Annotated in this window: 16 protein-coding genes; 13 read left to right on the forward strand and 3 right to left on the reverse strand. The window is 63.6% G+C overall.

Annotated elements, in window-relative coordinates:
* Positions 1-3: 3 nt before the first annotated feature.
* Genes UNPF46_RS25940 through UNPF46_RS25955 form a run of 4 tightly spaced genes read left to right on the forward strand, consistent with a single transcriptional unit; the run spans position 4 to position 4,607 of the window.
* On the forward strand, positions 4-1,401 hold the full coding sequence (locus UNPF46_RS25940) for an enolase-like domain-containing protein (RefSeq protein ID WP_142251886.1): 1,398 nt from the start codon (positions 4-6) through the stop codon (positions 1,399-1,401).
* Positions 1,398-2,549: a Gfo/Idh/MocA family protein gene (locus UNPF46_RS25945; protein WP_142251887.1), complete on the forward strand. Its 1,152-nt coding sequence runs from the start codon at positions 1,398-1,400 to the stop codon at positions 2,547-2,549. Before UNPF46_RS25940 ends, UNPF46_RS25945 begins: the two co-directional genes overlap by 4 nt.
* Before the next feature lie 4 nt (positions 2,550-2,553).
* The gene (locus UNPF46_RS25950; protein ID WP_142251888.1) at positions 2,554-3,744 is read left to right on the forward strand and encodes a dihydrodipicolinate synthase family protein; all 1,191 of its coding nucleotides are present in this window, start codon (positions 2,554-2,556) and stop codon (positions 3,742-3,744) included.
* Entirely contained in the window at positions 3,744-4,607 is an 864-nt protein-coding gene (locus UNPF46_RS25955) for a sugar phosphate isomerase/epimerase family protein (protein WP_142251889.1), read from the forward strand. The genes UNPF46_RS25950 and UNPF46_RS25955 overlap by 1 nt, the downstream gene beginning before the upstream one ends.
* Positions 4,608-4,654: 47 nt before the next feature.
* Here UNPF46_RS25955 and UNPF46_RS25960 read toward each other — a convergent pair whose 3' ends face one another.
* The 3 genes from UNPF46_RS25960 to UNPF46_RS25970 all read right to left on the reverse strand — a co-directional run bounded on the left by UNPF46_RS25960 (position 4,655) and on the right by UNPF46_RS25970 (position 8,091).
* Positions 4,655-4,942 carry a hypothetical protein gene (locus UNPF46_RS25960; protein ID WP_142251890.1) on the reverse strand — a complete coding sequence of 96 codons (288 nt, stop codon included), beginning with the start codon at positions 4,940-4,942 and terminating at the stop codon, positions 4,655-4,657.
* Positions 4,943-4,959: 17 nt separating this feature from the next.
* The gene (locus UNPF46_RS25965; RefSeq protein ID WP_142251891.1) at positions 4,960-6,549 is read right to left on the reverse strand and encodes an MAC/perforin domain-containing protein; all 1,590 of its coding nucleotides are present in this window, start codon (positions 6,547-6,549) and stop codon (positions 4,960-4,962) included.
* A gap of 321 nt (positions 6,550-6,870) precedes the next feature.
* Positions 6,871-8,091 carry a cytochrome P450 gene (locus UNPF46_RS25970; protein ID WP_142251892.1) on the reverse strand — a complete coding sequence of 407 codons (1,221 nt, stop codon included), beginning with the start codon at positions 8,089-8,091 and terminating at the stop codon, positions 6,871-6,873.
* Positions 8,092-8,211: 120 nt separating this feature from the next.
* Between UNPF46_RS25970 and UNPF46_RS25975 the strand changes: the two genes are divergently transcribed.
* The 9 genes from UNPF46_RS25975 to cnbZ all read left to right on the forward strand — a co-directional run bounded on the left by UNPF46_RS25975 (position 8,212) and on the right by cnbZ (position 19,687).
* Entirely contained in the window at positions 8,212-8,754 is a 543-nt protein-coding gene (locus tag UNPF46_RS25975) for a phosphonopyruvate decarboxylase (RefSeq protein ID WP_142251893.1), read from the forward strand.
* Positions 8,751-9,341 (forward strand): thiamine pyrophosphate-dependent enzyme, encoded by a 591-nt coding sequence (locus UNPF46_RS25980; RefSeq protein ID WP_142251894.1) that lies wholly within the window; start codon positions 8,751-8,753, stop codon positions 9,339-9,341. Before UNPF46_RS25975 ends, UNPF46_RS25980 begins: the two co-directional genes overlap by 4 nt.
* A 146-nt stretch (positions 9,342-9,487) precedes the next feature.
* Positions 9,488-10,189 (forward strand): TetR/AcrR family transcriptional regulator, encoded by a 702-nt coding sequence (locus UNPF46_RS25985; RefSeq protein WP_142251899.1) that lies wholly within the window; start codon positions 9,488-9,490, stop codon positions 10,187-10,189.
* Position 10,190: 1 nt separating this feature from the next.
* Positions 10,191-11,384, forward strand: a complete 1,194-nt coding sequence (locus UNPF46_RS25990; RefSeq protein WP_174719259.1) for an efflux RND transporter periplasmic adaptor subunit — start codon at positions 10,191-10,193, stop codon at positions 11,382-11,384.
* A 70-nt stretch (positions 11,385-11,454) separates the two neighbouring features.
* Positions 11,455-14,550, forward strand: a complete 3,096-nt coding sequence (locus UNPF46_RS25995; RefSeq protein WP_142251896.1) for a MexW/MexI family multidrug efflux RND transporter permease subunit — start codon at positions 11,455-11,457, stop codon at positions 14,548-14,550.
* A gap of 153 nt (positions 14,551-14,703) precedes the next feature.
* Complete coding sequence (locus UNPF46_RS26000) at positions 14,704-17,298, forward strand: ATP-binding protein (RefSeq protein WP_142251897.1); 2,595 nt, start codon at positions 14,704-14,706, stop codon at positions 17,296-17,298.
* Positions 17,295-17,684, forward strand: a complete 390-nt coding sequence (locus UNPF46_RS26005; protein ID WP_097659480.1) for a response regulator — start codon at positions 17,295-17,297, stop codon at positions 17,682-17,684. The genes UNPF46_RS26000 and UNPF46_RS26005 overlap by 4 nt, the downstream gene beginning before the upstream one ends.
* Positions 17,681-18,931 (forward strand): adenylate/guanylate cyclase domain-containing protein, encoded by a 1,251-nt coding sequence (locus UNPF46_RS26010; protein ID WP_142251898.1) that lies wholly within the window; start codon positions 17,681-17,683, stop codon positions 18,929-18,931. The genes UNPF46_RS26005 and UNPF46_RS26010 overlap by 4 nt, the downstream gene beginning before the upstream one ends.
* Positions 18,932-18,940: 9 nt before the next feature.
* On the forward strand, positions 18,941-19,687 hold the full coding sequence (gene cnbZ / locus UNPF46_RS26015) for a 2-amino-5-chloromuconate deaminase CnbZ (RefSeq protein WP_100180796.1): 747 nt from the start codon (positions 18,941-18,943) through the stop codon (positions 19,685-19,687).
* Positions 19,688-19,768 lie beyond the last annotated feature (81 nt).

The following is a 19,768-nucleotide window of genomic DNA, read 5'->3' on the forward strand; positions in this document are numbered from 1 at the left end:
ACCATGGCGCCGCGCCTGAAGCTGCGAGACATCGCCTTCTTCGAACGACCCGTGCAGTTCGCGCGGCCGTTCCGCTTTGGTGCGATCACGATCAACGCGACGCCGCAGCTGTTCGTGCGGGTCGAGATCGAGGTCGAAGGGAAGGGGGCCGCCGTGGGGGCCGGCGCCGAGCTGCTGGTGCCGAAATGGTTCGACAAGCGGCCGGAGCTGTCGCCGGACCAGACGGTCGATGGTTTGCGCCGGTCGCTGGAGATCGCGCGCGGTCTTTACCTGGCGCGCACCGGATTCCAGACCGCGTTCGATCTGCATGCGTCGTGCATCGGTGCGCAGATCGCGACCTGTGCGAAGAAGAACATCCCGGCGCTTGCCGCCGGTTATGGTCCAGCCGAGATCGACAAGGCGATCCTCGATGCGTCGCTGCGTGCCGTCGAGACCAATTTCTTCGACGGGATGGCCGGTAACGTCGCCGGCATCGATGCACGGCTTTCGCCTGATCTGGAGGACGCGGATCTCGCGACGTTTCTCGCCGGCCGCAAGCCGCTGCCGCGTGTTGCGATCAGGCATACCGTGGGCCTCGACGACATCGTTGAAGGTGAGGGCGGTGTGGCCGATGCACGTGAGAACGCCGGTGCAAATTACTTCAAGCTGAAACTGTCGGGCGATCCCACGGCCGACGCAGTGCGGCTGGTGCGCATCGGCAAGGAGCTCGATACACTCCGGCGCGACACCAAGGTGACGCTCGACGCCAACGAGCAATACGCCGATCTCGCGGCGCTGCGGGCGCTGATGGATCGGCTCGATCGCGATGTAGCATTGCGACCGATCGCTTCGCGCCTGCTCTATGTCGAGCAGCCGATGCCGCGCGACATCACCCGGCAGTCGCCGCTCGGCTCGCTCGCCGCGCGCGGCTTCATCATCGACGAGGCCGACGATTCCTACGATGCATTCCCGGCGGCGCGGGCGCTCGGCTATCGCGGCATTTCCTCGAAGTCCTGCAAGGGACTCTACAAATCCATCGTCAACGCGACGCGGGCGGCGAAGTGGAGCGCGGGCGGCGAGAGCTTCTTCGTGACCGGCGAGGACCTGACCTGCCAGGTCGGCCTCGCCGTGCAGCAGGACCTCGCGCTCGGCGCCTTCATCGGCGTCACCCATGCCGAACGCAACGGCCATCACTACGTCGACGGCTTCGGCGACGCGCTGGCCACGGAGGCTGCGGCCTTCGCCGCCGCGCATCCCGATCTCTATGCCGATGCCGGGCAGGGCATCCGCCTCTCGATTCACAACGGCGATCTCCTGACGGAATCGCTCAACACAACGGGCTTTGCGACGTCGGTCCATCCGGACTGGTCGGCGCTTCGTCCGCTCGAACAGCCGAAATCACTTCAGGAGAATCCGGCATGACCACCCAACGCCTCGGTCTCATCATGAACGGCGTCACCGGCCGCATGGGGCTCAACCAGCATCTGATCCGCTCGATCGTCGCGATCCGCGACCAGGGCGGTGTCCGACTCAAGAACGGCGACCGCATCATGCCCGATCCGATCCTGGTCGGCCGCAGCGCGGAGAAGGTCGAGGCGCTCGCCAAGCGCTTCAACATCACGCGCTGGACAACCGATCTCGATGCCGCGCTCGCCGACAAGAACGACACCATGTTCTTCGACGCCGCGACCACGCAGGCGCGCCCGGGTCTGCTGACCCAGGCGATCAATGCCGGCAAGCACGTCTATTGCGAGAAGCCGATCGCGACGAATTTCGAGGAGGCGCTCGAAGTCGTCAAGCATGCCAATTCGAAGGGTGTCAAGCACGGCACGGTGCAGGACAAGCTGTTCCTGCCGGGGTTGAAGAAGATCGCCTTCCTGCGCGACAGCGGCTTCTTCGGCCGCATCCTCTCGGTGCGCGGCGAGTTCGGCTATTGGGTGTTCGAAGGCGGCTGGCAGGAGGCGCAGCGGCCGTCCTGGAACTACCGCGACGAGGACGGCGGCGGCATCATCCTCGATATGGTCTGCCACTGGCGCTATGTGCTCGATAATCTCTTCGGCAATGTTAGAAGCGTGGTCTGCATCGGCAACACCGACATTCCCGAGCGCTTTGACGAGCAGGGCAAGAAGTACAAGGCGACGGCGGACGATTCCGCCTACGCGACCTTCCAGCTCGAAGGCGGCATCATCGCGCACATCAACATGTCCTGGGTCACGCGCGTCTATCGCGACGACCTCGTCACCTTCCAGGTCGACGGCACGCTCGGCTCGGCGGTCGCGGGCCTCACCGACTGCATGATCCAGGCGCGGCAGGCGACCCCGCGTCCGGTGTGGAATCCCGACGAGAAGCGGTTGCACGATTTCTACGGCGACTGGCAGAAGCTGCCCGACAACGTCGCTTACGACAACGGCTTCAAGGAACAGTGGGAGATGTTCATCCGCCACGTCTACGAGGATGCGCCCTACAAATTCACCCTGCTCGAAGGCGCCAAGGGCGTGCAGCTCGCCGAATGCGCGTTGAAGAGCTGGAAGGAGCGCCGCTGGATCGACGTCGCCCCGATCAAGGTCTGAAATCATGAACAAGCCCGTGTTGCCCATGTCATCCCTATCGCTCAAGCTGCCGAGGGCCGATCGCTCCATCGAGACCTACCGGCTCGCGGCCTCGCGTACTTTCCCCGCAAAGCTCGAGGGGCCGCTGAACCGCATCGCCTTCTCGGCCGTGCACACGGTCGCCGATCCCTTTGCGGACAACGACCCATGGCTGTCGGTCGCCGTCGATTGGGACAAGACCATCGCATTCCGCGAACACGTCTGGGACCTCGGCCTCGGCGTTGCCGAAGCCATGGACACCGCCCAGCGCGGCATGGGCTTGGACTGGCCGACGTCACTGGAGCTGATCACCCGCTCGGTCGGCGCCGCCAAGCGCCGCAACGCCCTGGTGTTCTCGGGTGCCGGCACCGATCATCTGGCGGTTGAGGATGCCAGGAACCTCGACGACGTGATCCGCGCCTATGAGGAGCAGATTGCGGCGGTCGAGAAGGTCGGCGGCCGCATCATCCTGATGGCCTCGCGTGCGCTGGCAAAACTCGGCCGCAACGCCGACGATTACGCCAAGGTCTATGATCGCGTGCTGTCGCAGGTCCGCGAGCCCGTGATCATCCACTGGCTCGGCGACATGTTCGATCCCGCGCTTTCAGGCTATTGGGGCACGCAAGATCTCGACAAGGCCATGGACACGGCCGTCGCCATCATCAACGGCAACGCCGCCAAGGTTGACGGCGTCAAGGTCTCGCTGCTCGACAAGCAGCGCGAGATCGACATGCGCCGCCGCCTGGACAAGCGCATCAAGATGTACACGGGCGACGACTTCAACTACGCGGAGCTGATCGCGGGCGACGAACAGGGCTTCTCGCATGCGCTGCTTGGCATTTTCGACGCGATCGCGCCGGCAGCCTCCTACGCGCTGTCGCGGCTGGCGGCCGGCGACGCAGCCGGCTTCCACGACGTGCTGGGCCCGACGGTGCCGCTGTCGCGCCACATCTTCAAGGCGCCGACGCGGTTCTACAAGACCGGCGTGGTGTTCATGGCCTATCTCAACGGCCACCAGGATCATTTCACCATGGTCGGCGGGCAGGAGAGTACGCGCTCCACGCTGCATCTGGCCGAGCTGTTCCGTCTGGCGGACAAGGCCGGCCTGCTCGCCAACCCTGAACTCGCGACGCAGCGGATGAAGACCGTGCTCGCCACCCACGGTATCGAATCCTGATGCGCGATTTCTCGTCCGACCACCGCTGGCTGTCGCTCAACACGGCGACCGTCCGCAAGCAGGGTGACCTCGTCGCCATCGTCGAGGCCTGCGCAAAGTACGGCATCCGCGCCATCGATCCCTGGCGCGACCAGGTCGCCGCCGTGGGTCTCGACCGTGCCGCGCGCGCGGTGCGTGATGCCGGCCTTGAATTGTCAGGCTATTGCCGCGGCGGTATGTTCACCTCGGACGCATCGCGCCGGGGTGAAGTGCGTGACGACAACCGCCGCTGCGTCGATGAAGCCAAGGCGCTCGGTGCGCCCTGCATCGTCCTGGTCGTCGGCGGCCTGCCGCAATATTCGCGGCCCGGCAGCGAGGCGTCGAAGGACATCGCGGCAGCGCGCGGACAGGTCGAGGAGGCGCTGGCCGACATGCTGGATTACGCCAGACAGGCAAAGCTGCCGCTGGCGATCGAGCCCTTGCATCCGGCCTATGCAGCCGACCGGGCCTGCGTGAACACGACGCAGCAGGCGCTCGACATCTGCGACCGGCTCGATCCCGGCCGCAGCGGCATGCTCGGCGTCGCGCTCGATGTTTATCACATCTGGTGGGACCCTGAGCTGATGGGGCAGATCGCCCGCGCGGGCCGGGATCGTCTCCTCGCGTTCCACGTCTGCGACTGGCTTGTCCCGACCAGGGACATCCTCAACGACCGCGGCATGATGGGTGACGGCGTCATCGACATCAGATCGGTGCGTGCCGCCGTCGAAGCGCAGGGCTTTGCCGGCTATTCCGAGATCGAAATCTTCTCCAACGACTGGTGGGGCAGGTCGATGGACGAGGTGCTCAGTACCTGCATTACCAGGCACAGGACGGTGGTGTAGCTCCCGACGGGGATGAAGATCGCTGCGCTGTCACTGCAACGCCGGCGCTACTGGAAGCCAATGACCATCACTTGCGTGGCCACATATGTCTTCCTGATAATTCCTGTCTTCTTCATGGCGCTTACATACGCCCTGGCGATGACCATTGGCCAGCGCGGGTCTTGGATAGTAAGTGAGAAGTACTTCGCTTCGGTATCGTGACGTTCTGGATTGTCCCGCACGTATGCATTGGTCTGCATCTGCTGGGCAATCTCGTCAAAAAGTGCGTTGTGATTTTGAGGCGGACACTGAGCGTTCACCTGGAGCAAGGCAGCGTTCGAGTATATGACCTGCATGCTGGTCCATCCCTGTATTAGCGCGCACCGGAAAGACTGAAGGGATCGGACGGCCCATTTGCGAACGCCGTCCATTTCTCTCCTTCCGCCGCCACTATTTCAGTGGCTGGCACCGGTGGAGCGTCCGGGTCCAGGCCGAAACAATGGCCGCCATCTCGGAGGGCCCAGCGGTAAACGGTCGCGAGCGCGTTCGATTGCAGGCCCTGGGGCTGCAAGGGCAGGGCTTTGCTGAAATAGCTCAGGTCTTCGGTGTAACGTCCGTCCGCTATGACGGCCGCATCGCTCGCAGTGTCTGTCGTGAAGAAGTGGACCGACTTGTTGTAATAGCGATGCAGTGTCGTTGCCGTTTGGCAATTTGTCGTTTGCGGCAATACGTAGAATGGAGTGCCAATCAGCTTGTAGCTTGAAAATTTTATGTGGGTCGGTGTGCCCTCCGGGTTTTCCAATGTGGTATATAGATAGTCGGCACTGTTGCTTCCGACGTAGCTGTAGAATGGCAGGACGCTGTTAGGCAGCGAGAAGTAGACATAGGCCGCTTTGAGCGCGGTCTTGACGGTCTCCGGAAAGACGCACAACTCCCACATTCCGACGAGCGTGATCGAAATTGTGGCTGGGTTTGCGCCGGTGCTGGCGATCCAAGCTTCATAGTTTGTCAGTTTCGCGTCTGTATTGGACTGTGCAGATGGCGCGTTCGACGCGAGGGATGCCAGCGTCTCGTTGCCGCCGATCGCCAGGAACTTGCTCTTTCGATCGCTCTCGTAATTGTTATTCGTATAGGAGCTCTTCATCCCGAGCGAGCCGGTGACGAGGTCGTACTCAGCGGAGATATCGAGAGACGCGTCGGTCTCGCTGATATTCGACGATCGTTCGATGGCAACGCTCAGGCTGCTGCGGGCGCCGACGAACACTGAGGCCACGACGTGGGTGCCGTACTTGGTGAAGAAGGTCTGATATCGATCGACGCATGACTTCTCCGTCGGATCGAACGTGGCCGGAAGAGCCTTGGCCACCTGGGAAAAAACAGCGTCCCACGATGATCCGTTGGTCTGCGACTGCGCATACAGCAGCGCATTGTCGAGAGTGAGGCTCCACCTCTCCGAGAGTGTCTCCTTGATGCCATAGAAGTACGAGCTGCTCTCGCAGTTTTGTGACGAGAAGGCGGAATTTGCGGACGCCCAGAAGAGCCCGTCTCCGCCTTCGAGGCCGGCCTGAACGCTATAATAGTCGGCAATTTGCTGGTAGGTGTAGAACGTCTGCGCCGAACTGGTCGCGCTGAAGACCCCGGCGACGTGTACATCGGCGGGGACCTGATATGCCGTTCCCGCCAACGGATCGCCGCTGCCAGGCGGGACGGGCCATATGCCGCCAACGTCATCCTGATACGGCACTGTGGTCGTCATGAAGTCGGTCCCCCCGGCCCCCATGAACGTCACCAGCGATCCGCGCAGCGACGATGGGGCAAACACCGAAGCGTTGACATCGAAGGGATTGAAGCCCGACCCCAGCAGCTCGAGTCCTGGGATGGCCGCATAGCTCGGCTGCCCCGTGCCAGGCTCCGTCGTGCCGGCGGCGGGAGAAGGCACGGATCGCGCGCTGGAATCGACCATATCGGGACCTCTTTCAAAATCAGAATCCAGGAGTTACCTGGATCGTGTATAAATAAGAAAACATCACCTGACGTTGAATGTTGGCAAATGTCGCGAGCACGACGCAAGCGTTCATTTGCCGTTTAGTGCAACTTCACTTCAAACAATTGCGTGAAGAGGTCGGCGCGGTGCGGCGCCGGGCGCAGCCATGACAGGCGCGAATGCGGGCTGCGCGTTCATCCCCTCGGCGGCCGCCGACGGGCAACGACTGCACTCTGGCGCCGATGTCGCGGCGGCTGGATCACCCCAACGTCCGCGCAATCGGCCGATGGTGGTGGCACCTCAGCGAAGCGCGCATGGCACGCTCAAAAAGCCCCGAAACCGCACCCGTCCGCCCCGCACAGGCTTCCCGCTCACCGCGTAGTTCGGGAAGCGCGCCAGAAAGCGCGAGATCGCAATGGCGCCCTCCAGCCGCGCCAGCGCCATGCCGGCGCATTGATGCGCGCCGGAGGCAAAGGCGAGATGCCGGTTCGGCGTGCGCGCGATGTCGAAACGTTCGGGGTCCGGAAATTGCGCGGGATCGCGATTGGCCGCGCCAATGCACAGCGTCACCGACGTGCCGGCCTCGAGCATGACGCCGCCGAGCTCGACATTCTCGGTGGTCATGCGGTTGCCGAGCTGGTTCGAGCTTTCGAAACGCAGCATCTCCTCGACCGCGGTCTTGATCAGGTTGGGATTGTCGATCAGCCGTTGCTTCTGGTCCGGGTGACGGTCCAGTGCGACCAGGCCGTTGCCGATCAGGTTCGTCGTGGTCTCGTGGCCGGCGTTGAGCAGGAAGATGCAATTGTGCAGCAGCTCCTTCTCGGTCAGCCGCTCGCCGTTCTCCTCGCCCTGGATCAGCCGCGTCAGCACGTCGCGCTCGGGATTACCGGGCTTCTCGCGCCGGCGCGCAACCAGCGTTTCGAGATAGGCCAGGAAATCCGTCACGGCCTTGTTGCCCCGCGCGGCCGCGTCGGGCGACACCACGGGTTCGAGCGCGCCGAGGATCGCCAGCGACCAGTCGCGCAGCGGCCCGCGTTCGTCATGGGGGACGTCGAGTAGATTGCCGATCACCTCGATGGGGATGGACGCGGCGAAATCCTCGATCAGCTCGCAACTCCCCTTGGCGGCGATGGCGTCGAGCAGGCCGTCGACCAGCTTGACGAGATCGCCCTCCATGCCTGCGATCGCCCGCGGCGACAGCGCGCCCATGATCAGCCGGCGGACGCGGGTGTGCGACGGCGGGTCGTTGAAGACGAGGCTGGTGGTGTGATGCTCGTAGAGCGGAGTGTCGCCGTATTTCGGCGCGAACTCGCGTTTCTTGTCCGAGCTGAATGACTTGGTATTCTTGTAGGTGGTGACGAGGTCGTTGTAGCGGGTCAGGAACACGGTGCCGCTGCGCAGGCGCTTGACCGGCTCGTTCTCCCGCAGTGCACGATAGGTCGGATAGGGGTCGTCGTAAAATTCCGGCGTCAGCTTCTCGAGGTCGAAGCTGGCTGCCAGCGCCTTCGCATCTGCGTTCATCCCGTTATACTCGCCGGTTAAAGCCGTTATGCCGTTTTTGTTGTTCTGATCGGCGCATGCATGCGTCTACAGTCTTGGCATCTAGAGTCTTGGCACCTTGCTAGCCGACTGGACAGGAAAATGCACGCCCACGCTGAGGCTGCCGACACGGCGCCGAATTGGCCCGATGATATCTTCGCAACCTTGCAACGCTTCGACGTCCGGCAGGTGGCTTACGTGCCTGACGCCGGCCATTCGAAGCTGATCCAACGCGTGCTGGCATCCTCCACCATGCGCGGCATTCCGCTGACGACGGAGGAGGAGGGCGTGGCGCTGCTCGCGGGCGCCTGGGCGGGCGGCCAGCGCGGCGTGCTGCTGATGCAGTCGAGTGGCGTCGGAAATTGCATCAACATGCTGTCGCTGATCCCGATCCTGCGCTTTCCCTTCCTCACCCTCGTGACCATGCGCGGCGAGTGGGGCGAGTTCAATCCGTGGCAGGTGCCGATGGGCTCGACCACGCAGGGCGTGTTCGAGCTCTCGGGCGTCCAGGTGCTGCGCGCCTCGAACGCGGCCGAGGTACCGGCCGTGCTCGAAGCTGCTGCATCGCAAGCCTACAACGCGCTGACCCCCACCGCCGTCCTGCTGTCGCAGCGCCTGATCGGCGCCAAGGTTTTCACCAAATGAGCAAGGCCAATCTCCTCGACCGCCGGCAGGTGGTGTCCACGCTGCTGGCGAACCGCAAGGATGTCGTTGCGATCGGCGGCCTCGGGGCCTCCACCAACGACATGTGCGCAGCCGGTGACCACGCTCGCAACTTCTATCTCTGGGGCGGCATGGGCGGTGCGGCGATGATCGGGCTGGGCTTGGCGCTGGCGCAGCCGAAATTGCCGGTGCTGGTCATCACCGGCGACGGCGAAATGCTGATGGGCCTGGGCAGCCTTGCCACCATCGGCCTTCAGAAGCCGGCCAATCTCTCGATCGTGGTGCTCGACAACGAAGCCTATGGCGAGACCGGCGGCCAGACCAGCCACACCTCCGCGACCGCCGACCTCGTCGGCGTCGCCAGGGCCTGCGGCATCGCGGACAGCCGGGCTGTTACGACCATGGCCGAGGTCGACGCCTTCGCCAAAGCCGTCCATGACGTCTCGGCCGGGCCGCGCTTTGCCAATGTGAAGATCGACAGCGCCAGCCTGGAGCGGATTCTGCCCACCCGGGACGGAACCTACATCCTCAACCGCATCCGGGGGGACCTCGGCTTTCAGCCGATCTAGCGGCGGGTCAGTCCGTCCCAGCCGGGCCCTGGTCCTGCACGCGACCCGCGCAGGCGGCGCCAATTTCCACTGAATTTCCAACGCACTTAGGTTGCGATGCAACATAGTGCTTGACTTTTACGTAGGTGAGTGCTTACTCACTAGGCATGAGCTCATTGCGTATGACGAGCGACCTGAGGCGTCAATTGATCCTCGGTGCCGCGAAGCGCTGCTTTGCCCGACATGGCTATACCGGCACCACGACGAAGAGCGTGGCGGCTGCGGCTGCCATTTCCGAGGCGTTGCTGTTCAAGCATTTCCCATCCAAGGCGGCGCTCTACGCCGAGATCCTGAGCGACGAGTGCGAGGCGGATCCGGCGCTGACCGAACTGCTCGAGCGCGAGCCCTCGACCGCCACGCTGGTCGAGGTGATCCGCAGCATGGTCCAGCATTTCCTCCACATCGCCGACGGTCCCGATCAGGAAGAGGCGCAGCGCCTGCGACTGATGGCCACCAGTCATTTGGACGATGGCGAATTCGCCCGTTTGCTGTATGCCAAGATCGAGACGCTGATCGGCGCGATCTTCGTCGCCTCGCTCGAACGTGCCGTTGCCAGTGGTGACGCGCGGCCATGCAACGGCGAACCGCTCAACCTGTTCTGGTTTGCGCATCACACGGTGATGACCGCAGCGCTGACCAGGCTGCCGTCTACACCTTGCCTCGTCTACGGCAAGGCTGAAGACCTCGAGCGGCAGCTGTGTGAGTTTCTCCTGAGGGGTATCGGACTTAACGACGCCGCAATTGCTTCGCATCTGGGCCACAATCAGGCCGCGGATGCCGGCAGGACGGCGATTGCAGAAAGTGCATGACATGAACATCGTAACCGAACACAAGATTTCGGGCGAACCGATCGACAACAAGGCTCCCAAGCGTCCGGTCCGGCCGGTGCTCTGGTTCATCATCGTCGGCACGCTGCTGGCCGTGCTCGTGGGCGGCCTCGTCTGGTTCAATTACTTCCGCGGCCAGATGATCAAGCAGTTCTTCGCCAACAACAAGCCGCCGCCGACCGCGGTCAGCGCGGCCGAGGCGAAGTCCGAGGTGGTGCCGAACCTGCTCACCGCGGTCGGCGGCCTCGTTGCCGTGCATCAGGTCGATGTCAGCGCCGACGTCAACGGCCGCGTCACCGAGATCAAGTTCGAGCCTGGCACGCGTGTCGAGGCCGGCACGCCGCTGGTGCAGCTGTTCGACGCGCCCGAGCAGGGCGACCTTGCCAACTACAAGGCCCAGGCCACCGTCGCGCAGCTGTCGCTCGATCGCGCCAAGCAGCTGGCCTCGCGCCAGTTCGGTCCGCAGGCGACCGTCGATTCCGCCCAGGCCGCCTATGACCAGGCGCAGGCCGGCATCGCCAAGACCGAAGCGCTGATCTCGCAGAAGCTGGTGCGTGCGCCGTTCGCCGGCGATCTCGGCGTCCGCAAGGTCGAAGTCGGCCAGTATCTGACGGCCGGCACCGCCATCGTCTCGCTGACCGACCTGTCGGAGCTGTGGGCCAACTTCACCGTGACCGAAAAGGATTCCGGCAACCTCAAGGTCGGCCAGACCGTCCGGCTGAAGGTCGACGCCTATCCGGGCCGCACCTTCGAGGGCAAGGTCACCACGATCGAGCCGCAGATCGCAACCGACACCCGCAACATCCGGGTGCAGGCGACGATCGCCAATCCGGAAAAAATCCTCAAGCCCGGCATGTTCGTGACCACCACGGTGGTTCTGCCGGACAAGCCGGCCGTGATCACCGTTCCGGAGACGGCGGTCGACTACACGCTGTACGGCGACTCCGTATTCGTGATCACCGAGAAGAAGGGTGACGACGGCAAGACCAGCCTCTCCGCTGTGCGCACCTTCGTGCAGACCGGCAGCCGTGTCGAAGGCCGTGTCGAGATCGTCAAGGGTCTCAAGGCGGGCGACAAGGTCGTCGCCGTCGGTCAGCTCAAGCTGCAATCGGGTGCGGCGGTGTCGATCTCGACCGACCCCGCTCCGCAGATCCCGGCGCAGCCGCCGCGTTACTGATCCAATACATCCAAGTGATCCGGCCCGGCCGGATCACTTTACTTGAGACAAAGAAATCGAGATCGCCGCGATGCGCTTTACCGATATTTTCATCAAACGCCCGGTCCTGTCGGTCGTGGTCAGCCTGCTGATCCTGCTGATCGGCCTGCGCGCGGCGATGGTGCTGCCGATCCGGCAATATCCGAAGCTGTCGAACACGGTCATCAACATCACGACCGTGTATCCCGGCGCGTCCGCAGACCTGATCCAGGGCTTCATCACCACGCCGATCGAGCAGGCGGTCGCCTCCGCCGAAGGCGTCGACTACATGACCTCGTCCTCGGTGCTCGGCACCTCGACGATTCAGGTCTACATCAAGCTGAACTTCGATCCGAACCAGGCGCTCACCGAGGTGCTGGCCAAGACAAACTCGGTCAAATACCTGATCCCGAAGGAATCGAACGACCCGATCGTCACCAAGACGACGGGCCAGACCACGGCCGTGATGTATCTCGGATTCTCCTCCGAGGAACTGTCGGGCTCGGCGATCTCGGACTATCTGACGCGCGTGGTGCAGCCGGTGCTGTCGACCGTCGACGGCGTTGCCTCGGCCGACATTCTCGGCGGCCAGACCTTTGCGATGCGGTTGTGGCTTGATCCCATGAAGATGGCCGGCCGCAACGTGTCGCCGGCGGACGTCGCCGCTGCCATCCAGGCCAACAACTTCCAGTCCGCGGCGGGCCAGACCAAGGGCTATCTGATCGTTTCCAACATCTCGACCAACACCAGCCTCACCGACGTCAACCAGTTCAGGAAGATGATCGTGAAGGCCAAGGACGGCGGCTTCGTCCGGATGGAGGATATCGCCACCGTCGAGCTCGCCGCGCAGAGCACGGATGCGAGCGTGGCCTTCAACGGCGAGCACGCGATCTTCATCGGCGTGAACGCGACGCCGCAAGGCAATCCGCTGACGCTGGTCAAGGGCGTGCGAGCGCTGTTCCCGGAGCTCGAGCGCAACCTTCCGCCGTCGATGAAGATGAAGGTCGCCTACGATTCGACCAAGTTCATTCAGTCCTCGATCGACGAGGTCGAGAAGACGCTGGGCGAAGCCGTGATCATCGTGATCGTGGTCATCTTCCTGTTCCTGGCCTCGCTGCGCTCGGTCATCATCCCGGTCGTCACCATCCCGCTGTCGATGATCGGCGTCTGCACGCTGATGCTGGCGCTGGGCTTCAGCTTCAATCTGCTGACCCTGCTCGCGATGGTGCTCGCGATCGGCCTTGTGGTCGACGACGCCATTGTGGTGGTTGAAAACATCCACCGCCATCTGGAAGAAGGAAAGACGCCGGTGCAGGCGGCGATGGAGGGCGCGCGCGAGATCGTCGGCCCCGTCGTGTCGATGACCATCACGCTCGCGGCGGTGTACGCTCCGATCGGTTTCCTCGGGGGCCTCACCGGCTCGCTGTTCCGCGAGTTCGCCTTCACGCTCGCGGGCTCGGTGATCGTGTCGGGCGTAATCGCCCTGACGCTGTCGCCGATGATGTGCTCGGTGCTCCTCAAGAACACCGAGGAGGGCCGTTTCGCCAAGCTCGTGAACCGGGTGTTCGGCGCGCTGACGCGCTGGTATGGCCGCAGACTCGATCGGTCGCTCGACTACAAGGCGATCACCGGGCTGTTCGCGATCACGATCCTCGGCCTCGTCGGTTTCCTCTACATGCACACGTCGAAGGAACTGGCGCCCGAGGAGGACCAGGGCATCGTGTTCGCGGTGACCAAGGCGCCGAAATACGCCAACATCGACTACGTCGATTTCTACGGCGACAAGCTCGACAAGGAATTCCAGAAATTCCCCGAGACCGATTTGCGCTTCGTGCTGAACGGCATCAACGGTCCACAGGGCGGCATCGCCGGCATGCTGCTGAAGCCGTGGGAGGAGCGCAAGCGCTCGTCGATCCAGCTGAAGCCGCTGGTGCAGGCCGAGCTCTCGAAGATCGAAGGCGTGCAGGCCTTTGCGTTCAACCTGCCGCCGCTGCCGGGCGGTCCGGGTGGTCTGCCGGTGCAGATGGTCATCAACTCGACCGCGGGCTACCAAACCGTCTATGAGCAGATGGAGAAGCTGAAGGATGCTGCGCGCAAGAGCGGCATGTTCATCGTCTCCGACAGCGACCTCGCCTACAACCAGCCGAACGTTCAGGTTACGATCGACCGGAGCAAGGCGCAGGATCTCGGCGTCAACATGCAGAACCTCGGCTCTACGCTCGCGGTGCTGCTCGGCGGCAACTACATCAACCGCTTCAATCTCGAAGGCCGGTCCTACCAAGTGATCCCGCAGGTGCCGCGCGCCAACAGGCTGTCACCGGACTCGCTCGGCGGCTATTATGTGACGACCAGCACCGGCCAGCAGCTCCCGCTGTCGACCGTGGTTTCGATCAAGACCAAGACCGATCCAAACTCGTTGACCCACTATAATCAGCTCAATTCGGCCACGTTCTCGGCCGTGCCGATGCCGGGTGTGACAGTGGGCGCAGCGGTCGACTTCCTCGAAGGTGAAGCCAAGAAGCTGCCCGCGGGTTTCAGCCACGATTATCTGGCCGACTCCCGGCAATATGTACAGGAAGGCAACCAGCTCGCGATCACCTTCGGCTTCGCGCTGATCATCATCTTCCTGGTGCTGGCAGCGCAGTTCGAGAGCCTGCGCGACCCGTTCGTGATCATGATCTCGGTGCCGATGGCGATCGTCGGCGCGCTGATCCCGCTGTTCTTCGGCGTGGCGACCATGAACATCTACACGCAGGTCGGTCTGCTCACTCTCGTTGGCCTGATCACCAAGCACGGCATTCTGATGGTGGAGTTCGCCAACGAGCTCCAGGTCAAGGAGCGGCTCGATCGCCGCTCGGCCATCGAAATGTCGGCCCGCATCCGCCTGCGGCCGATCCTGATGACCACGGCCGCGATGGTGACCGGCCTGATCCCGCTGTTGACCGCGACCGGCGCAGGCGCGGCCAGCCGCTTCTCGATCGGCCTGGTCGTCGTCGCCGGCATGTCGATCGGTACGCTGTTCACGCTGTTCGTGCTGCCGGCAGTGTATGTCGTGCTGGCGACCGACCACCGCGCTGCGGCCGATTCCGAGCGGAATAGGCAGGTCGATGAGCTCGATCTCGGCACCAAGGCCCTGCGGCCGACTTGAGGCGGCTGGGAAGCAAACAAAAGGGGCGGCAGCGGCGGGTCCGTTGCCGCCCCTTTTTCGTTCCGTCACCTTAATAGCCATCCGGCGCCGCGGCCTGTGGTCTTCCCGCGCCTGCGAGAGACAAGGGCAGGTCTTCTTGCTAGGTTCCGCGGGATGAGCCTTTCCCTCCATCCCGATACCCCGCGAGTGAGCACGCTGCCGAGCCCCGCTCCGGCCGGCGCTGCCTCTGGCGCGGCCGCGGGACCGGGGATCAGGACTAGGCTGTTCACCAAATATGTCGCGCTGTTCGTCGCCGTCGTCGCCATCGCGCTGCTCGCCAACGGCCTGTTCGAGGTCTTCTTCTATTATCGCGAGCACAAGGCTTCGCTGATCAGGGTCCAGCATGAGCAGGCCGAGGCGGCTGCGGCCAAGATCGGCCAGTTCGTCAAGGAGATCGAGAGCCAGCTCGGCTGGACCACGCAACTGCCGTGGTCGGCGGGCTCGATCGAGCAGCGCCGGTTCGACGCGCTGCGGCTGCTGCGCCAGGTGCCTGCCATCACCGAGCTTGCCCAGGTGGATTCGACCGGCAAGGAACGGTTGCGGGTCTCGCGGCTCGCCATGGACGCGATCGAGAGCGGGATCGACCTGTCCAGCGATCCGAAGTTTATCGAAGCCGTCGCGCACAAGGTCTATTACGGCCCGGTGTACTTCCGCCGGGAGTCCGAGCCCTACATGACGCTGGCGCTCGCCGGCGCGCGCAAGGACGCCGGTGTCAGCATCGCCGAGGTCAATCTCAAGCTGATCTGGGACGTGGTTTCGCAGATCAAGGTCGGCCAGCACGGGCATGCCTATGTGGTCGGTCCGGAAGGCCGCCTGATCGCGCATCCCGACATCAGCCTCGTGCTCCGCAACACGGACATGTCAGGCCTCGCACAGGTGCACGCCGCGCAGGCTGCCGGCGGCACGATGCCGGATGCGCTCGAGGAAGCGCGCAACATCCAGGGCCAGAAGGTCCTGACCGCATCGGCGCCGATCGAGCCGCTGCACTGGACCATGTTCGTCGAGCTGCCGGTCGAGGAGGCTTATGCATCGCTCTACGCTTCGCTGCAGCGGCTCGCGATCGTGCTGCTCGCGGCGTCGATCTTCGCGGTGCTAGCGGGGATATTCCTCGCGCGCCGCATGGTCGGGCCGATCCAGGCGCTGCGCAGCGGCGCCGAGCGAATGGGCGGCGGTGATTTCTCGCAACGCATCTCGATCAAGACCGGCGACGAGCTCGAGGGATTGGCGGACCAGTTCAACGACATGGGCGCGCGCCTGCAGGAATCCTATGCGGACTTGGAGCAGAAGGTTGAGCGGCGGACAACAGAACTGCGCGAGTCTCTCGAACAGCAAACCGCGACTGCGGAAGTATTGAGCGTCATCAGCAGTTCGCCAGGTGACCTGGCTCCCGTGTTCGACGCGATGCTGGACAAAGCCATGCAGCTTTGTGATGCAGATTTTGGTGTACTTAATACCTTTGACGGGCATTTCCATACCGCGGCTACCCGAGGGCTCTCTCCCGCTTACGAACAGTATCGGCGATCGCAACCGCTGCGTTATGGGCCGGCCACGGCGCCGGCGCGGCTGTTGGAAGGCGCCGACTTTGTAGAGATCACCGATCTTCTCCACTCCGAACCCTACCGCAACGGCGAACCAAATCGGCGCGCATTGGTCGACCTTGGCGGCGCTCGATGCCTGCTCGCTGTGCCATTGAAGAAGGATGACCGCGTCGTCGGAAACGTCATGATCTTTCGACAGGAGGATCGATCATTTTCGCAGAAGCAGGTGAAGCTGCTTCAGCAGTTTGCATCACAAGCCGTGATTGCCATTGAGAACGCGCGGTTGTTGGCCGAATTGCGCAAACGCACTGAAGAATTGTCACACTCTCTCGAAGAGCTGCGCACCGCGCAGGACCGCCTGGTGCAGACCGAAAAGCTCGCTTCTCTCGGCCAGCTCACCGCCGGCATCGCTCACGAGATCAAAAATCCGCTCAATTTCATCAACAATTTCTCCGCTCTCTCGACCGAGCTGATCGACGAGCTCAACGAGGTGCTCGAAGCGGCAAAGCTCGACGGCAAGACCAGGGAAGAAGTCGACGAGCTGACCGGCATGCTCAGGGGCAACCTCGAAAAGGTCGTGCAGCACGGCAAGCGCGCCGATTCCATCGTCAGGAACATGCTGCTGCATTCGCGCGAGGGCTCCGGCGAGCATCGCGCCGCTGACATCAATGCGGTCGTGGAGGAAAGCCTCAACCTGGCCTATCACGGCGCGCGCGCTGAACGGCCGTCCTTCAACGTCACCCTCGAACGCGCGCTAGATCCTGCCGCCGGCATGGTCGACATCTATCCGCAGGAAATCACGCGCGTCTTGCTCAACCTGATTTCGAACGGTCTCTACGCTACCGCCAAGCGCAAGGAGGGCGCAGGCGAGGCCTTCGAGCCCGCCATGCACGTGACGACCAAAGACCGCGGGACCATGGTCGAGATCCGGATCCGCGACAACGGCACCGGAATTCCGCCGGAAGTGAAAGAGAAGATGTTCAATCCCTTCTTCACCACCAAGCCGGCCGGCGAGGGCACCGGGCTCGGCCTGTCCATGAGCCACGATATCGTCGTGAAGCAGCACGGCGGCACCATCGACGTGAACACAGAGCCCGGTGTATTCACCGAATTCATCATCACCCTGCCGCGCACGATGGCGGCGGGTGGCACTTCCGGAGGCAAGTCGTGAACGTTTACATCCTGGTCGTCGACGACGAGCCCGACGTCGAGGCGCTGTTCCGGCAGCAGTTCCGGCGCGAGTTGCGCGCCGGCCGCTTCCAGATGGAGTTCGCTGCGTCCGCGCCCGATGCGCTCAAGCGCGCGGCGGAGGTTCGCGATCCCTCGCTGATCCTGATCCTGTCCGACATCAACATGCCGGGCATGAGCGGGCTGGACATGCTGCCGAAGGTCCGCGCCGCACATCCGGACGTTCCCGTCATCATGATCACGGCCTATGGCGACGCCGAGACGCGGCGGAAGGCGATCGAGCGCGGCGCCGTCGGGCTGCTCACCAAGCCGATCGACTTTGCCCTACTGCGGCAGGAGATCGACACGAGGCTCGAGCAAGCCGCATGACTGCGACCATCCTCTTCGTCGACGACGAGCCGGATCTCGAGGCGCTGGTCCTGCAAAAATTCCGCAGGCAGATCCGCGAGGGGCAGTTCGCGCTCGTGTTCGCGCGCGATGGTCTCGAGGCGCTGGAATCGCTCGAGCAGAACCCCCATGTCGACATGGTCGTCTCCGACATCAACATGCCCCGGATGGACGGCCTGTCGCTGCTGGCGAAGCTCCAGGAGGCCGAAGACAAGAAATCGACCATCATCGTCTCCGCCTATGGTGACATGAGCAACATCCGAACCGCCATGAACCGCGGCGCGTTCGACTTCCTGACCAAGCCGATCGACTTCGCCGATCTGGAAGCCACGATCGGCAAGACCATCCGCCACATCGAGATGCTGCGCGAGGTGCGCCGGCGCCAGACGGAAGCCGAGCGCGCCCACGCCGCGCTATCGCGTCATTTCTCGCCCGAGCTTGCCAAGCGTCTGGCCGCCAGCGGTGAGGGTGAGGGAATCGAAGTGCAGTGGCGCGAAGTCGCCACCATCTTCACCGACATTACCGGCTTCACCTCGCTGGTCGAGACCGCGCCACCCGAGACGTTGGGCAAGCTGCTCAACGAGTATGTCGGCGGCATGACCGAAATCGTCTTCGCTCACGAGGGAACGGTCGCAAAGATCATCGGCGACGCGATCCAGGTGCTCTTCAACGCGCCCGGCGATCAGCCGGACTATGCCACGCGCGCGGTTGCCTGTGCCCACGAGCTCGATGCCTGGGCGCAAGACTTTCGCGCGCGCCAGAGTGCCATGGGCGTCACTTTCGGCGCCACCCGCATCGGCATTCACGCCGGTCCCGCGCTGGTCGGCAATTTCGGCGGTAACCGCTTCTTCGACTACACTGCGTATGGGGACTCCATCAACATCGCGGCGCGGTTGGAGGCCGCCAACAAGCATCTGGGCAGCCGCATTTGCGTCAGCGCCAGCGTCGCCGAGGCGGCTGAGAATTTTCAAGGCCGCCCCGTGGGGGAACTGATGCTGCGCGGACGCAGCGAGCCGTTGCGCGCGTTCGAGCCGCTGCTGCCGGCCAAATACGAAGCCCCGGAAACGGCGCTGTACTTGGAGGCTTTCGCCAAGATGGCGGCCGGCGACGCCGCGGCCATGCCGGCCTTCGCCGCGCTGGTCGGCATGCACGCCGACGACTCCCTGGCCGGCTTTCATCTGAAGCGCCTACTCAACGGCGCCAAGGGCGTTCGTATGCAGCTTGAATAGGAGTTCGTCATGATCCGTGAGTTCTCTGCCGGAAATTACCGTTTCATTCCGTCCGTGTTTCAATATTCGGCGGGTGCCGCCGCGGATGATGGCTACGAGATCGAGCGCGTCCGCTTCGACCGTCTGGTGCCGCTTGCGGAAGGGTTCGCGCTGGCTGCGAAGTTCATCCAGGAGGCAGGGCGTCCACTGACCGCGTTCTGCGCCTGCGAGCTGCGTTCGCCGGCGGCCTTCAGCGAGGAGGGGTTTCGCGCGTTCAACCTGCACTATGTGAAGACGCTGTCCGAATGGGGCATCTTCGACGGTACCACCAATCCCGTGGCGCGCAGCAATGTCTGTCCCGAGATTGATCCGCCGTCCGAGCCGTCGTTCTATGCGTTCTCGTTCACCCGCCCGACACGCTCGAAGGCACCGAGCTTCGTGATCGCCGGCGGCGCCGAGGCGCGCGAGGGTAGCGGCACCTATGTCGAGCGCACCGTACGCTACCGCGATCTCAGCCCGGAAGGGCTGCGCGAGAAGGTGCGCTTCACCACGACGTCGCAGATGGAAAGCCGGATGGCGGCCTTCGGCTTCGGCTGGAAGGACACCACGGGTGTGCAGGCCTATTCCGTGCACGATTTCCACCATGCGCTCGTCGACGAGTTGGTCCGCCGCGGCGCGTTGCGCTCGGGCCTGACCTGGCATTTCGCGCGGCCGCCGGTGGTCGATCTCGAATACGAGATGGATTGCCGCCGCGTGATGCGCGAGGTGGTGATCTAGCAGTCTGCTGAAAAACCGGCAAATTCGTTGCTGATTGGCGTTTGGGTTGGACCTTGGTCGGAAGTTTGATGTCGGAGCGGC

It is taken from the genome of Bradyrhizobium sp. UNPF46, from assembly GCF_006658625.1.
Classification (GTDB): Bacteria; Pseudomonadota; Alphaproteobacteria; order Rhizobiales; family Xanthobacteraceae; genus Bradyrhizobium; species Bradyrhizobium nitroreducens.

Bases quoted from the DNA above. Each gene is read 5' to 3' on its own strand.
- UNPF46_RS25940 (WP_142251886.1), top strand. From the start codon at position 4: ATGGCGCCGCGCCTGAAGCTGCGAGACATCGCCTTCTTCGAACGACCC.
- UNPF46_RS25945 (WP_142251887.1), top strand. From the start codon at position 1,398: ATGACCACCCAACGCCTCGGTCTCATCATGAACGGCGTCACCGGCCGC.
- UNPF46_RS25950 (WP_142251888.1), top strand. From the start codon at position 2,554: ATGAACAAGCCCGTGTTGCCCATGTCATCCCTATCGCTCAAGCTGCCG.
- UNPF46_RS25955 (WP_142251889.1), top strand. From the start codon at position 3,744: ATGCGCGATTTCTCGTCCGACCACCGCTGGCTGTCGCTCAACACGGCG.
- UNPF46_RS25960 (WP_142251890.1), bottom strand. From the start codon at position 4,942: ATGCAGGTCATATACTCGAACGCTGCCTTGCTCCAGGTGAACGCTCAG.
- UNPF46_RS25965 (WP_142251891.1), bottom strand. From the start codon at position 6,549: ATGGTCGATTCCAGCGCGCGATCCGTGCCTTCTCCCGCCGCCGGCACG.
- UNPF46_RS25970 (WP_142251892.1), bottom strand. From the start codon at position 8,091: ATGAACGCAGATGCGAAGGCGCTGGCAGCCAGCTTCGACCTCGAGAAG.
- UNPF46_RS25975 (WP_142251893.1), top strand. From the start codon at position 8,212: ATGCACGCCCACGCTGAGGCTGCCGACACGGCGCCGAATTGGCCCGAT.
- UNPF46_RS25980 (WP_142251894.1), top strand. From the start codon at position 8,751: ATGAGCAAGGCCAATCTCCTCGACCGCCGGCAGGTGGTGTCCACGCTG.
- UNPF46_RS25985 (WP_142251899.1), top strand. From the start codon at position 9,488: ATGAGCTCATTGCGTATGACGAGCGACCTGAGGCGTCAATTGATCCTC.
- UNPF46_RS25990 (WP_174719259.1), top strand. From the start codon at position 10,191: ATGAACATCGTAACCGAACACAAGATTTCGGGCGAACCGATCGACAAC.
- UNPF46_RS25995 (WP_142251896.1), top strand. From the start codon at position 11,455: ATGCGCTTTACCGATATTTTCATCAAACGCCCGGTCCTGTCGGTCGTG.
- UNPF46_RS26000 (WP_142251897.1), top strand. From the start codon at position 14,704: ATGAGCCTTTCCCTCCATCCCGATACCCCGCGAGTGAGCACGCTGCCG.
- UNPF46_RS26010 (WP_142251898.1), top strand. From the start codon at position 17,681: ATGACTGCGACCATCCTCTTCGTCGACGACGAGCCGGATCTCGAGGCG.
- cnbZ (WP_100180796.1), top strand. From the start codon at position 18,941: ATGATCCGTGAGTTCTCTGCCGGAAATTACCGTTTCATTCCGTCCGTG.